The following is an 11881-nucleotide window of genomic DNA, read 5'->3' as shown; positions in this document are numbered from 1 at the left end:
CCATGATGCAATGACCGCCTGACCCTACCGCCTGAAAAATGGCCTGAAAGTGCTATAAACTCGCACAGTTTCACATTTGCAGCCCATATTCACCCGTTCAGCCCGTAATTTTTGGGGTCTGCCCAGACATTATCTCGGGAATCAGACATACTTTTGTCATGTAACGTTCTTTTTACGCTTGAAGATTTACGCTTGAAGAAAAGGAACCGACCACATGATCAGAAGAAGACAACTCTCGGCGGTCGTGCTCACCATCTCCATGTTGCTGGTGATCGTAGGCTCTTTCGCGGGAATCACAGCAGAGCGTGCACAGGCGCAAGAGGCCGCGAGTACTATATCGCCAACCATGGTGATCCTGGATGCTTCAGGGTCAATGCTTGCCGACGATGCGGGTGATCAAACCCGAATGGAGGCAGCGAAGACTGCCACGAGCAAGTTCGCGGAATCGGTGTCAGAGGACTCCGAAATTGGGTTCATGGTCTACGGCACGGAAGTCGGAAATTCGCCGGAGGAGCGGGAAGCTGGCTGTCAGGACATCACCACGCTGCTACCCGTGCAGGCTGGCAACTCGGCGAAGATTCCTGCTGAAGTAGGTAAGATTCAAGCATCCGGCCACACCCCGATGGGGCCTGCGCTGCGTCAGGCTGCCGATAAGTTGCCGAAAGAAGGGCAACGTTCGATTGTGTTGGTCTCCGATGGTGAGGACACCTGTGCTCCGCCACCGGTGTGCGAAGTAGCTAAGGAACTCAAGCAACAGGGCATTGACCTGGTCATCAACACAGTTGGTTTTCTCGTTGACGCAGGCGCACGTGCTGAACTCGAGTGCATTGCTGAGGCCACCGGCGGCGAGTACCTGGACGCCCAGGACTCCGATTCCCTGGCTGAGTCCATGAAGACGCTGGCGACCCGCACCGCACGCACCGCGCAGTCCAGCGCGCAAGAGATACAGGGCGGCGACGCTCCTACGAGCGCTACCCAGGTGCCTGCCGACGTGGAAACGTTTTCGACCAAGCTGCGGGAAAAGACACCGGAGTCCGAACGTCGACTTGGTAATCAGGAGGGCGACGGTGCTGAGTACTTCTCCGTCCCGGTTGCTGAGGGAGAGCGGCTTGCAATTAGTGCGGCTACGGTGCCGGGAGCGTCGTCAGGCGCGACTCTGATGGACCTTGATGTGCGCAACTTCGCGCTCACTATGCATTTGGACGACAACAGTTGCTTCCTTGCCAATGATTTCGGTAATGGCGTCATCGACTCCAACGGTCCCTTTTTCGCATCGATAACAACCAAGCAGTCTGGGGGAGCTGAGGGAGACTGTAAGCCGGGCAATATGGTGTTCTCCGTGGCTCGAAAAGGAGGCCCCTTCGAAGGCCAAGACATTCCTGCAGAAGTGACTATCAAGCGCTTCGCCAACGAAAACCTGACTGATGTGCCGGAGGCGTTCCCGTCCGACAAGGAGAGGTGGTTGGTGACCCAGTGGCTTGTTCAGCAGGTGTGCTCGGGGTTTTTGGTCATCAGCCCGGAGTAGGCGGTGTCGCCGTCGACGCTGCGGCGTAGTCCTTCGGTGACTGCGGCAGCGTAGGCCAGTGGTGCGCGGTGGGCGTACTCGGTGCGTGCGAATGGGGCTTCTAGCGCCCATACGGCGTGTGCGTGGCCGTTGGTGGGGTTTTCGACGACTGCGTTGGGTCGCCACTGTTCGCGATCCCACATGGCGCGGATGAGTGCGTCGTCGTGGTCGATGTCGACGACAAGCAGGTTGGAAATCGCATCGGGGTTGGCTTCGATGAATCGTTTCCCGAGTGCTTTTTGCCTGCTGGTGCGGTAGATTCCGTCGCGCAGATTATCCGACGCTAGCGGCCATAGTGGCAGCCATAGCTGCTCGAATTTGCCGTCTGGCCGGTCGGTGGGAGCTGTCATGGTGCTCATCCTTGCACAGGGGTGTTTTGTGCTCGGGGATTTCTCCCCAGCGTGTTCAAAGTACGTCGCGAACCAAGTCAGATATTTCCGGGGTTCCAGGGGGATCCCCTGGAGAACTTTTCTCACTGCACGAGCGAAGCGAGTTCCTCCCCCTGGGCGCCCCGAGAGGCCCCCCAACGCGCACTACGCACCCCGACTTCATCGACCACTAAACCGGCCCCTCGGCAAGGCGGTCCCACCACCGCGGCAGTCCCTAAAAAGCCGCAGATGCTCATCTGCAAGAGGTGTGTCGACCCTGGCGGGTCACTTTCGTTACTTGGCAGCGTCGGGACTGGGTGCGTGTGTGGCGCGGGCGGCGTGCAGGATGGGGCTATTGACCGGTTTTTGGGAGGTTTGGGCGTGTGAGTGGTTCGTACATCGAGCGGTTGCGTGAAATTGGCTCAGAAATCGCCTCAGGCGCGACGCTGAGCGCCTCACAGCGCGAGTTGGCACTCCAAGGCGTGGAGGATGCTTTGAACGCTCTACGGGGCGCTGATCGCGATCAAGGCTCGGTGCAGTCGCATCCTCGTCGTGTGCTTGGGGCTGAGGCTGTCGCTGACAGCGCGGGAGTTGTTTTTGGTGTGCGCCCGCGCAGGAAGCGCGGTGCGCCGCGGCCAGAGCGCAAGCGCGACGGTTAAGCCGTTGGCTCGCGCGATGTCGCCGGCGAGGTAACACATGGAACGAAGCGCCGGATTCTTTCGATGAAAGCGGAACGTAGGTTGAGCGCTAGATTGCTCGGCAGTGCTTGAGCTTGAATCCTTTTCCTTTCATCCTCCCCAGTTTATTATTTGCATCTCGCTGAGCGGCGCCCCTGTCCTTGCCTTTGCCAAAGATGTATTGCCCAGTTGCTTCATTCCGAAGATTTACGACAGCGCACTTCAGCGTGACGCCTTTTCCTCGTGGGGGCTTTTTCTTCGCTAGGAAGACTTCCGATGCTGGCTTCGGTGCATACGCACTAGCACTCGGCGCAACAGAGATTGCTGCCCCCGTTAAAGCTAGGCTTACTATCCCGACTACTAATGAACGGAGTGACTTTCGCATGACCAATCCTTCTTCCTTGTCAAATGGTGAGCTGCAAGGCTTTTACGAAGACCTTTACGTTTATTGTTCTGAAAAAGACTCTTACCAGGTTGCCGAGCGTTTCAAGAAGGAACTCAAAGTTTCTTTTCCCGAAATTGACGATCTTCCTGATTTCACAGTTGATGAGTGCGATGAAGACGAGTATCAGCTTGCTGAAGAATTAGACCCAGGTAGTAATCAGGAGAATTTTCGTCCGTACATGATTACTCAGCATTTCTTCCTGGAAGTCTTAAACCTAAGTGACAAGGTAATTGACCCTATTAGTGATGCTGTTTTCGAAGCCGTTCAACGAGCTACAGAAGATGTCCCATACTTCAGTTTCATGGGTTTTCTCAAGGAGAATCACTCTGATGATGAGTAGAAGAACGTAGCATCTGGCTTTACTCTGATACGTAGCGGTGGACTGTTCCCACGGAGTACCCAGTTTGTTTTGCTATCGCCCTGATGCTTAGCCCACGAGCACGTAACTCTCGGACGCGGCGACGCTTCTCGTTAGCGCGTGCGAGGTAGTCTTCGCGCGATTCACTAGTCCATCGTTGAGCGGTTCTAACAGACGCGCCCATTTTCTCGGCAAGAGCGCGAGCTGTTTTTCCGTTACGCGGATAGCGAGCATAAACCTCACTCATAGGGCACTTCTCCAGTTCTCTTGAGCAGCTTTACGCCTAACCGCTCCGCTTTTGCGGTCTCGTGCGCTTTGGATGGTGCTGAAGGTTGCTTCGTAGACGGCGGGGCCGTCTGCCCGCATGCGGGATTTGGTGGTGACCCATCGGTGGATGGAGCGGGCGATTTGGTCGACTTCGCGTGTAGACAGTGGTTCGCTGAAGAGTTGTTGGTTCATGGCTTGTGCGGTGGTTTGGATTGCGCGGCCGAGTCCGTCGGGGTTGCCGAAGTGGTGGCGGATTTCGCGGTATGCCCAGGTGTGTGCTGATTCGAATAGGGCGCAGTTGCGCCCTAGTCCGACGGGGTTTTTGCGGCGGGTGCGCTTCCACGATGGTGGCGGCATGAAGCCGGTTTCGGTTAGCCAGAAGTTCAGCTCGTCGAGTGTGTAGAGCTTGAACCCTCCGCCCGCGACACCGGAGGCAGATCAGGCTAACAAGGTCACCCCAGGTTCGTGGTTCGATGACGCCACCAAACTTACTGCTGACAACATCAGCAGCGTCACGGCCGACATCGTTCCTGGTGAGACGCATGTGTACAAGATTAAGTCCGAGTATGGGTAGCAGCTCCGCGGCGCCGTCAAGCTCATCGACGCCCCAGAAGCGGACAAGCTTGCACAAATCTCCGGCCTGGACATTAAGACACTGAATTCGGCGCGTCAGCTCGCCGGTAGTTAGAAAAACCGTCCTGTAAATGAACATCAGATTGGCGAAGAGACAACATTTGGTAACTCGGCCCGGATTAACTACCGCAATCGGATTAGCGAAGATGGTGAAACATCAGGCGATTACGAGGATGAAAGAGCGTGGCTGGATAGTGACCAGTACATCATTGTCTTCTTCAACAACAGCTGGGGCGCCGGTAAATCCCACGATGTCGCGGATGGTCAAAACGTCCCGGTGACTTACCAGCTGACCACGGAGATGGTCGGCAAGAAGATTCCGGGCCCAAGTTTTGAACAGGTCGCGCACAAGTCGCCAAGAAGCGAAGCCCCGACTAGTAGCCAGCAGAATCCGAAGACCACCGAAGAAAACGAGGATGACGGCTCCTCGAAGATGATGTGGTTCTCTATGGGGACAGTGCTTCTAGTCTTGGTCATCGGCGCGACAATCGCGTTGACCCGTAAGTAACGCTAGAGCGTCCAGTACACGCCGAATCGGTCAGGCTTGACGACGGCTTCCGTGCCCTCGGCAACCTCAGCGCCTGTAAGGCCAAGCGCTTGGCAGGCGCTTTCGACCTCTTCGGCAGAATCGCTGGAGAGACGCATCGCCACACCGTCGCCGAAGGTGAAATTGTGCATGCCCGGCGAGTCGAGCGTCATGAAATTCTCTGACCCGAAAAGTTGGTTGTATACCTCGGTGGCGGCGGCAGCCTGTGGTTCGTCGCCTGTCCACATGAAGTAGGGAATAACGGCGGGATTCGCTGTCTTTGCGGCAGAGTCCGTGCTTGCAGCCCCGCTGGTTAAGGAATTAATCATCAGTTGCCAGTTGACCCCATTGCCGTCGACCAACCAGCCAAAGAGCGGCGAGAAATCGTAGCTGGTCAGGGGCATGAGTGCAGCACCACCGCTGATGGTTTCATCACCCGCCATCAGATGCTCCCACAGGCTGCGTAGCTGGTTTTCCTGACCAGGGGCAAATCGCACCATAAAAGACACAGCGGGGGTTAATCGGCGGTTCCCGTTCTCAATGAGTTCGAAGTCCATCCCGCCGATGGTGAGCGTGGTGGAATTGGACTTGATGTTGGAGTTAAAACCTTCGGCGTAAAACCGCGCAGCGGCACAGGGGTCGTCGTTAAGCGCGATCACGGCCGAGATAGAAACAGTCATGAAAACGAGCCTAACGGCGAGCACCCAACCGCGCAGAGAACGCAGCGTTTGATCCTAGTCAGTGAAGAATCTTCATACGGTGATATCCCCAGTAACGCTGCGCTGATTAGGGGATTTCAGTTAGTGGCGTGGGCTCTGCTCGCGAACTAGGTTTGCAAATCTGTTGATGTAGTCGCGAACAAAGTCCTCAGTGCTTGACGACGTGAATTCTCCTTGTTCGTCAATGAGTGTTGGCGATTGTCCCAGGAAGACCTCTGGCTGACCGAGCATCGGCATGTCGAAGTACGACAGCGCGAGTCGCAAGTTCTTCTGAGAGCTATAACCTCCCATACGGCCGACGGAGTGGCTGATAATTCCCGCGGGCAGGTTCTTCCATGCCACATCACCGTTGGGCTTAGATCCGATGTCAACGGCATTCTTCAGAGCTGCAGGAATTGTGCGGTTGTTTTCTGGGGTGACAAATAGGATGCCATCGCTGGCTTTAATGGTTTCCCGGAAACTGGTGTATTCCGCGGGAGTCGCAATATCGGACACTGCGGGGTCGTCGTAGTCGAAGTTGTAGAGAGGGAGGTCACGGATCTCGACGATGTCGACTTTGAAGTCATCGGGGAAGTACGTGGCTGCCTTGAGTGCAATCTTTCGTGCATAGGAGGCTCGACGCAAGCTTCCTACCAGGATAGAAATCTGTGCAGTCATGCGAATGTTCCTTTCTTAGGATGTATGGGGAAAGACGCGGATTTAGAAATCCCAGTCTTCATCTGCGGTGTCTTCGGCTTTTCCGATGACATATGCGGAGCCAGAACCGGAGAAAAAGTCGTGGTTTTCATCTGACCCCGGGGTGAGGGCAGCGAGAATTTCGGGCTTGAAGGCGGTCTCTTCATGGTTAAACCGCTGCGGGTATCCCAAGTTCATGAGCGCTTTGTTGGCGTTGTATCGAATGAAGTTGGCAACGTCGTCGTAAAGCCCGAGTGGTTGGTATAGGGCTTCGGAGTACCTCAGTTCGAGCTGGTATAGCTCGTCGAGAAGCTCGAAGACGAAAGCCTTCATCTGCGTTTGCGTGGCGGTGTCATAGGTTTCTACGCCTCGCTGGAATTTGTAGCCGGAGTAATAGCCGTGAACAGCTTTGTCACGCAGAATCAGGCGCACCATGTCGGCGGTATTGGTGAGGATTCCTCGTGATGCGAAGTGCAGCGGGAGGTAGAAACCGGCGTAGAGCGAGAAGGACGAAAGAAGCGTTGCTGCTGCCTTTCGCTTGAGTGGAACGTCGCCGTAATAGTGTTTGAGCACAGCTTTTGACCGAGCCTGCAGGATGTCATTGGCGACTGCCCATTGGTAGGCAGCGTCGATGTCAGGGGTATTGGACAGCGTAGAAAATACTGAAGAATAGGACTTTGCATGCACTGCTTGCATGAAAGCGATATTCGTATAGACCGCCTCTTCATGCTCTGTGCGGGCATCTTGAATTTGGGAAATCTCCCCAACAGACGCCTGGACTGTGTCGAGCATGGTCAGTCCGGTGAAGACCTTCATGGTCAGCTCGCGTTCTAGATCGGTGAGACGTCGCCAGTCTGCAAGGTCATTGGACAGCGGGACTTTTTCGGGTAGCCAAAAATTTGCCGTCAGGCGATTCCACACTTCGAGATCTTTGTCATCTTGCACTCGGTTCCAGTTGATCGGCCGAAGGCGGGCAGCTGGGTCCTTTCGAAAAGACGGTGGCGTAGTTGAATAGCTGTAGATGTTCAAGAAGTAGCGCTCCTCCAGAATTTTTCCAGGCCCTCTCTGACGTTTTCCACATCGTGGTCTGTCCCCAGTAACTCGTAGTGGTATAGCTCCGGGACCTGGCATTTTGCAGAAATGATGGCTCCGGCAATGCAAAAGTCAGTGCCGAAATTTGTGTTGCCCGAGGTGATGACACCGCGGATGAAACTCCTGTTGGTTTCGTCGTTGAGAAAAGCGATGACTTGCTTAGGCACCGCGCGGCGCCGACATCCGCCGCCATAAGTCGGTGTGATCAGGACAAATGGGCTGCAAACGCGAATCATTCCGTCTTTTCGCGGATGTAACGGGATGCGTGCTGCTGGTTGAGCCAGCTTTTGGACGAACCGGTGAGTGTTTTCAGAAGCACTGGAGAAGTACACGATTCGGGGTGACTCCTCCGGTGGGAGTTCCGTGAAAGTCAGCGGCGTCTTCGATGATGAAGACACTCAATTACCTCCTATGTTCAATGGGTTGAACATAAAATAGAGGAGTGAATGGAATGTCAACAAGGCGTTGCCTACGTGCGGCTGAAAGCGTTTAGTTACGCAATTGCGAAGTAAAGCCGCGACTCTGTATTAACGGCGGAAAAATCCAGCAGCTGATTTTCAAGGCGGGAAAGCGGCGGGGTTGTCGGCGGGGGGGGGGAGAGCGGTGTCTCTCGGAGGGGCGTGCCAGACGTGCCCTCGGCAAGAGCACAACTGAGAAAACAAAAACGCCGCGCTTTGGAAAGGCCCAGTCATTGAGGAGACTGGTTTTCCAAAACGCGACGTTTTCTACAGCGCTTTCGCGTCAACTATTTCAGCGGGCGAACACTTCCGGTGAAGTGCGGACGCTTCTTCTTGCGATCCCACGCGACGATGTTGACGGCACGGCCGATATTGGAGCTGCCCTCAGTCAGGTTGTGAGCAGCACCTGCACCGTCACCGGTGTGGGTGAGTGCGACATTGATGGTAGTCGGCAGAACGACCGGCGCACCGAAGGAAATCTGGAACTCGTATGACTGGCCCGGCAAAACCTGTGCCTCAGCCAGCGCGCGGGAGGCGGTGTACATGCCGTGTGCAATCGCTGCCGGCATGCCCAGAGCCTTCGCCGAAACAGAGGTGATGTGGATCGGGTTCCAATCGCCGGAAACCTTGGCCCACTGGCGGCCAATGTTGCCAGCCAGCTTCCACTGAGCGGTGGGGAAGGGGACCTTGAACTGCTCGCGCTTGATGGTCTCAGCGCCGGACTTGATGGCCTCACGCTGTGCCTGGACCTCTTCGAAACCCTCGGCATCCTTCAGGCGAACGCCCTTGGCCAGGTACACCGACTGCTCCTCGACCAGGGTGGCGCCGGATGTGGACGATACAACAGTCGACTCCAGAATGACCTCAGTGCCCGAGCGGTGAGCGCGGAATGCGGCAACCTTCACCGAGATATCAACCTTGCCACCAAGTGTGACAGGCGAGATTTCGCGATAGGTGTTCTCGGTGTGGACCAGGCCCATCATCGGCAGCGGGAAGTCATCCGCAGCCATCAGCTCCATCTGAATGGGCATGATTAGGGCGTGAACATGGCCGAAGAAGGCCTGCTCAGACTTCGGGGCACCAACGACCTCGCGGAAGTCCTGGTCACGGTCGGCATCGACAGTGACGCCCTTGACCACTAGTTCATCGACCTTGATTTCGGTGGAGTTCGGGCGCTTCTTCGCCGAACCAGCAGCTGCCTTGGCGTAGAGCGGAACCAGATTGGGAATGGCATCCAGGGTCTTAGCCATAAGTTTTCCTCTTTCCTCCTTATCGGGAGCCTATGCGGAAGCCGTGGCTTCGCTTAGGCGCCGACGATGTTCTGACCACAGACGCGCAGGACGTGGCCATTGACGCCGAGAGCGCGGTCGGAGACCAAGAAGGCGATTGCCTGGGCGACATCGCCCGGCTGGCCGCCCTGCTGCAGCGAGTTCACGCGTCGAGCAACCTGGCGGTTGACGAACGGAATAGCAGCGGTCATGTCGGTCTCGATGAAGCCTGGAGCAACAGCGTTGATGTTGCCGCCGCGCTTAGCGAACTCCTCAGCGTAAGCCTCGACCATTGCGATAACACCGGCCTTGGAGGTGGCGTAGTTGGTCTGACCGCGGTTACCTGCGATACCGGAGGTGGAAGCCATGGTGGCAATACGCGGAGCCTTCTCGAAGGCCTTGTGGTTCAGCAGCTGCTCGTTCATCTTCAGCTGGGACTCGATGTTGACGGCGATGACCGAGCCCCACTTGGCGTCGTCCATGTTGGCGAACATCTTGTCGCGGGTGATGCCTGCATTGTGGATGACGATGTCCAGGCGGCCGTAGCGAGCTACAGCGGCATCGGCAATGGCGTTGCCGGCGTCGTCGGCCGTGATGTCCTGCTGTAGAGCCAGGCCACCGAGCTCGTTGGCAACCTTGGACAGAGCCTCTCCAGCCTGCGGAACGTCGATGACGATAACTTCTGCGCCGTCAGCCTTGAGCTGGCGAGCGATAGCGGCACCGATACCACGGGCGGAACCGGTGACAGCGGCAACCTTGCCAGCCAGCGGCTTATCCCAGTCGGCCGGGACCTCACCAGCGTCGGAGGAGACGCGGAGGAACTGGCCGTCGATGAAGGCCGAGCGGCCGGAGAGGAAGAAGTGCAGGGAGGAGATGACGGACGGTGCGGTGACCGAGACGCCCGGAGCAACGAGGATGCCGTTGGCGGTGGAGCCGCCACGAACCTCGTGGCCGAGGGAGCGAATCAGGCCCTCGATACCACCAGCGACAGCGTTCTCGGCGATCTCGGCCGGGGTTGCGTTGTGGTGAGCATCCTTGGCGCGGGAGACGGTTACGATGCGGCCCCCCTTGTCCAGCTTGCGCATGTGCTTTGCAGCAGCGAGCACTGGGTCCTGCAGCTCTGCCGGGCGCTTAGCCTCGGTGGCGACGAGGACAATGGCACCAATCTTGTCGTCAGCGGCGTTGCCACGACGGACCTGCAGGCCCCACTCAGCCAGCTGAGCTGCAACTGCGTCTGCATCTGCACCCTCGCCGGTGACGAGCACCTTGTCGTTGTTCAGCAGCGGACCGCCCGGCTTGTGGCGGCGCAGGAACGGTGGCTGTGGCAGGCCAGCGGCCTTAGCCAGCCCAGTGAGCGGACCACCGTTGACGAGTTCCTGGTACTTATCGGTCATGGAAAACTCTCCTTGAAAGTAAAAGTGTCTTTATCGGTGGTGCGCTATTAGACGCGAGCCTCGAGAACTGCGACAACACCCTGGCCGCCAGCGGCACAAACGGAAATCAGGCCGCGAGTGGTCTTGCCGGTCTCATCTGCCTTCTGGCGAAGCATCTTGGCGAGGGCTGCCACAATGCGGCCGCCGGTAGCGGCGAATGGGTGGCCGGCTGCCAGGGAAGAGCCCTTGACGTTGAGCTTCTCGCGCGGGATGGAGCCTAGCGGGCCTTCCAGTCCGAGCTTGGTGCGGCAGAACTCCTCGTCCTCCCATGCCTTCATGGTGGACAGGACCGTGCCGGCGAAGGCCTCGTGAATCTCGAAGAAGTCGAAGTCGTCGAAGGTCCAGCCGTTGCGGGCCAGCAGGCGCGGGGTGGCGTAAGCCGGAGCCATCAGCAGGCCCTCGTCGCCGTGGACGAAGTCAACTGCGGCTGCCTCGGAATCGACGACGTCGGCAAGCACTGGCAGACCACGCTCAGCGGCCCACTCCGGGGTGGAGACGAGGACGGCGGAGGCGCCGTCGGTAAGCGGAGTGGAGTTACCGGCGGTCATGGTCGGCTCTGCTTCCAGACCGCGGCCGAAGACTGGCTTGAGCTTGGCCAGCTTCTCCGGGGTGGAGTCCGGGCGCATGTTGGTGTCGCGGGAAACGCCCTTGTACGGGGTGACGAGGTCAGTGAAGAAGCCCTCGTCGTAAGCGTTTGCCATGTTCTGGTGGGAAGCGGCGGCGAGCTCGTCCTGCTCGGCGCGGGTAACGCCCCACTTGGCGGTGGTGATTGCCTGGTGCTCACCCATGGACAGGCCAGTGCGCGGCTCGCCGGTCGACGGGGTGTCCGGAGCCAGGTCGGACGGACGAGCCTTCAGGAAGACCTTTGCCATGTCCAGAGTGGACTTCTGGCGGCTGGCCTCCAGCAGGATCTTGCGCAGACGGTCGTTGACAGCAATCGGAGCGTCGGAGGTGGTGTCCACGCCGCCGGCGATAGCGGAGTCAATCTGGCCCAGCTTAATCATGTTGGAGACAGAGTTGAGGGCCTCCATGCCGGTGGCACATGCCATCTGAATGTCGAAAGCCGGGGTGTCCGGCGCCAGTGCGGAGCCGAGGACACACTCACGGGTGAGGTTAAAGTCACGGGAGTGCTTCAGCACAGCGCCGGCGGAGACTGCGCCGAGGCGCTCGCCGCCGATACCGAAGCGGGCGACGAGACCGTCGATTGCGGCGGTCAGCATGTCCTGGTTCGACTCGTTAGCGTATTCCTTATTAGAACGAGCGAACGGAATGCGGTTACCGCCGACGACGACCGCGCGGCGCAGAGAGTTATTGTTGGCCTGAGCTGCCATGTGATTGTTCCCTTCAAAATCCTTGAAGTGTGACGTGAATTACTAAATTTAGACAATACTGGTATCG

General features: G+C 57.7%; 14 protein-coding genes. 5 read left to right on the top strand and 9 right to left on the bottom strand.

Features of this window, described 5'->3' with window-relative positions:
- Positions 1-214 precede the first annotated feature (214 nt).
- Positions 215-1525: a vWA domain-containing protein gene (locus HMPREF2787_RS10500; RefSeq protein ID WP_246824308.1), complete on the top strand. Its 1311-nt coding sequence runs from the start codon at positions 215-217 to the stop codon at positions 1523-1525.
- Here the strand turns inward: HMPREF2787_RS10500 and HMPREF2787_RS10495 are convergent.
- On the bottom strand, positions 1483-1914 hold the full coding sequence (locus tag HMPREF2787_RS10495) for a replication initiation protein (RefSeq protein WP_083326702.1): 432 nt from the start codon (positions 1912-1914) through the stop codon (positions 1483-1485). The genes HMPREF2787_RS10500 and HMPREF2787_RS10495 overlap by 43 nt on opposite strands.
- A gap of 401 nt (positions 1915-2315) precedes the next feature.
- On the opposite strand from HMPREF2787_RS10495, the gene HMPREF2787_RS10490 reads away from it, so the two are divergent.
- Both HMPREF2787_RS10490 and HMPREF2787_RS10480 read left to right on the top strand, forming a co-directional pair.
- A complete protein-coding gene (locus HMPREF2787_RS10490) occupies positions 2316-2591 on the top strand; it encodes a hypothetical protein (protein ID WP_070859207.1) in 276 nt (91 codons plus the stop codon).
- 245 nt (positions 2592-2836) lie between these two features.
- The gene (locus HMPREF2787_RS10480) at positions 2837-3394 is read left to right on the top strand and encodes a hypothetical protein (protein ID WP_246824307.1); all 558 of its coding nucleotides are present in this window, start codon (positions 2837-2839) and stop codon (positions 3392-3394) included.
- 261 nt (positions 3395-3655) lie between these two features.
- On the opposite strand, the gene HMPREF2787_RS11350 is transcribed toward HMPREF2787_RS10480, so the two are convergent.
- On the bottom strand, positions 3656-4036 hold the full coding sequence (locus HMPREF2787_RS11350) for a primase C-terminal domain-containing protein (protein ID WP_246824306.1): 381 nt from the start codon (positions 4034-4036) through the stop codon (positions 3656-3658).
- A gap of 49 nt (positions 4037-4085) precedes the next feature.
- Here HMPREF2787_RS11350 and HMPREF2787_RS11130 point away from each other — a divergent pair, with 49 nt between their 5' ends.
- Together HMPREF2787_RS11130 and HMPREF2787_RS10475 are read left to right on the top strand one after the other, a co-directional pair.
- Positions 4086-4253, top strand: a complete 168-nt coding sequence (locus tag HMPREF2787_RS11130; protein ID WP_168168062.1) for a hypothetical protein — start codon at positions 4086-4088, stop codon at positions 4251-4253.
- Positions 4254-4589: 336 nt separating this feature from the next.
- On the top strand, positions 4590-4820 hold the full coding sequence (locus tag HMPREF2787_RS10475) for a hypothetical protein (RefSeq protein ID WP_070859205.1): 231 nt from the start codon (positions 4590-4592) through the stop codon (positions 4818-4820).
- Between the two features lie 2 nt (positions 4821-4822).
- On the opposite strand, the gene HMPREF2787_RS10470 is transcribed toward HMPREF2787_RS10475, so the two are convergent.
- The 7 genes from HMPREF2787_RS10470 to HMPREF2787_RS10440 all read right to left on the bottom strand — a co-directional run bounded on the left by HMPREF2787_RS10470 (position 4823) and on the right by HMPREF2787_RS10440 (position 11814).
- Positions 4823-5518 (bottom strand): VOC family protein, encoded by a 696-nt coding sequence (locus HMPREF2787_RS10470; RefSeq protein WP_070859204.1) that lies wholly within the window; start codon positions 5516-5518, stop codon positions 4823-4825.
- 120 nt (positions 5519-5638) lie between these two features.
- Positions 5639-6214 carry an NADPH-dependent FMN reductase gene (locus HMPREF2787_RS10465; protein ID WP_070859203.1) on the bottom strand — a complete coding sequence of 192 codons (576 nt, stop codon included), beginning with the start codon at positions 6212-6214 and terminating at the stop codon, positions 5639-5641.
- Between the two features lie 42 nt (positions 6215-6256).
- Positions 6257-7261 carry a class 1b ribonucleoside-diphosphate reductase subunit beta gene (nrdF, locus tag HMPREF2787_RS10460; protein ID WP_083326700.1) on the bottom strand — a complete coding sequence of 335 codons (1005 nt, stop codon included), beginning with the start codon at positions 7259-7261 and terminating at the stop codon, positions 6257-6259.
- Entirely contained in the window at positions 7258-7722 is a 465-nt protein-coding gene (gene nrdI, locus HMPREF2787_RS10455; protein WP_081451123.1) for a class Ib ribonucleoside-diphosphate reductase assembly flavoprotein NrdI, read from the bottom strand. The genes nrdF and nrdI overlap by 4 nt, the downstream gene beginning before the upstream one ends.
- A gap of 347 nt (positions 7723-8069) precedes the next feature.
- Entirely contained in the window at positions 8070-9032 is a 963-nt protein-coding gene (locus tag HMPREF2787_RS10450) for a MaoC/PaaZ C-terminal domain-containing protein (protein ID WP_070859202.1), read from the bottom strand.
- A 53-nt stretch (positions 9033-9085) separates the two neighbouring features.
- Positions 9086-10444, bottom strand: a complete 1359-nt coding sequence (locus HMPREF2787_RS10445; RefSeq protein WP_070859201.1) for a 3-oxoacyl-ACP reductase — start codon at positions 10442-10444, stop codon at positions 9086-9088.
- 47 nt (positions 10445-10491) lie between these two features.
- Entirely contained in the window at positions 10492-11814 is a 1323-nt protein-coding gene (locus HMPREF2787_RS10440) for an acetyl-CoA C-acetyltransferase (protein WP_016421400.1), read from the bottom strand.
- Positions 11815-11881: the final 67 nt, after the last annotated feature.

The organism is Corynebacterium sp. HMSC061H03 (genome assembly GCF_001838215.1).
In the GTDB taxonomy this organism is placed as follows: Bacteria; Actinomycetota; Actinomycetes; order Mycobacteriales; family Mycobacteriaceae; genus Corynebacterium; species Corynebacterium jeikeium_D.
The sequence above is the reverse complement of the archived record's forward strand: the minus strand, read 5'-3'. Positions and strand labels throughout refer to the sequence as shown.

Coding starts and splice junctions, on each gene's coding strand:
- HMPREF2787_RS10500 (WP_246824308.1), top strand. CDS start 215: ATGATCAGAAGAAGACAACTCTCGGCGGTCGTGCTCACCATCTCCATG.
- HMPREF2787_RS10495 (WP_083326702.1), bottom strand. CDS start 1,914: ATGACAGCTCCCACCGACCGGCCAGACGGCAAATTCGAGCAGCTATGG.
- HMPREF2787_RS11350 (WP_246824306.1), bottom strand. CDS start 4,036: ATGCCGCCACCATCGTGGAAGCGCACCCGCCGCAAAAACCCCGTCGGA.
- HMPREF2787_RS10470 (WP_070859204.1), bottom strand. CDS start 5,518: ATGACTGTTTCTATCTCGGCCGTGATCGCGCTTAACGACGACCCCTGT.
- HMPREF2787_RS10465 (WP_070859203.1), bottom strand. CDS start 6,214: ATGACTGCACAGATTTCTATCCTGGTAGGAAGCTTGCGTCGAGCCTCC.
- HMPREF2787_RS10450 (WP_070859202.1), bottom strand. CDS start 9,032: ATGGCTAAGACCCTGGATGCCATTCCCAATCTGGTTCCGCTCTACGCC.
- HMPREF2787_RS10445 (WP_070859201.1), bottom strand. CDS start 10,444: ATGACCGATAAGTACCAGGAACTCGTCAACGGTGGTCCGCTCACTGGG.
- HMPREF2787_RS10440 (WP_016421400.1), bottom strand. CDS start 11,814: ATGGCAGCTCAGGCCAACAATAACTCTCTGCGCCGCGCGGTCGTCGTC.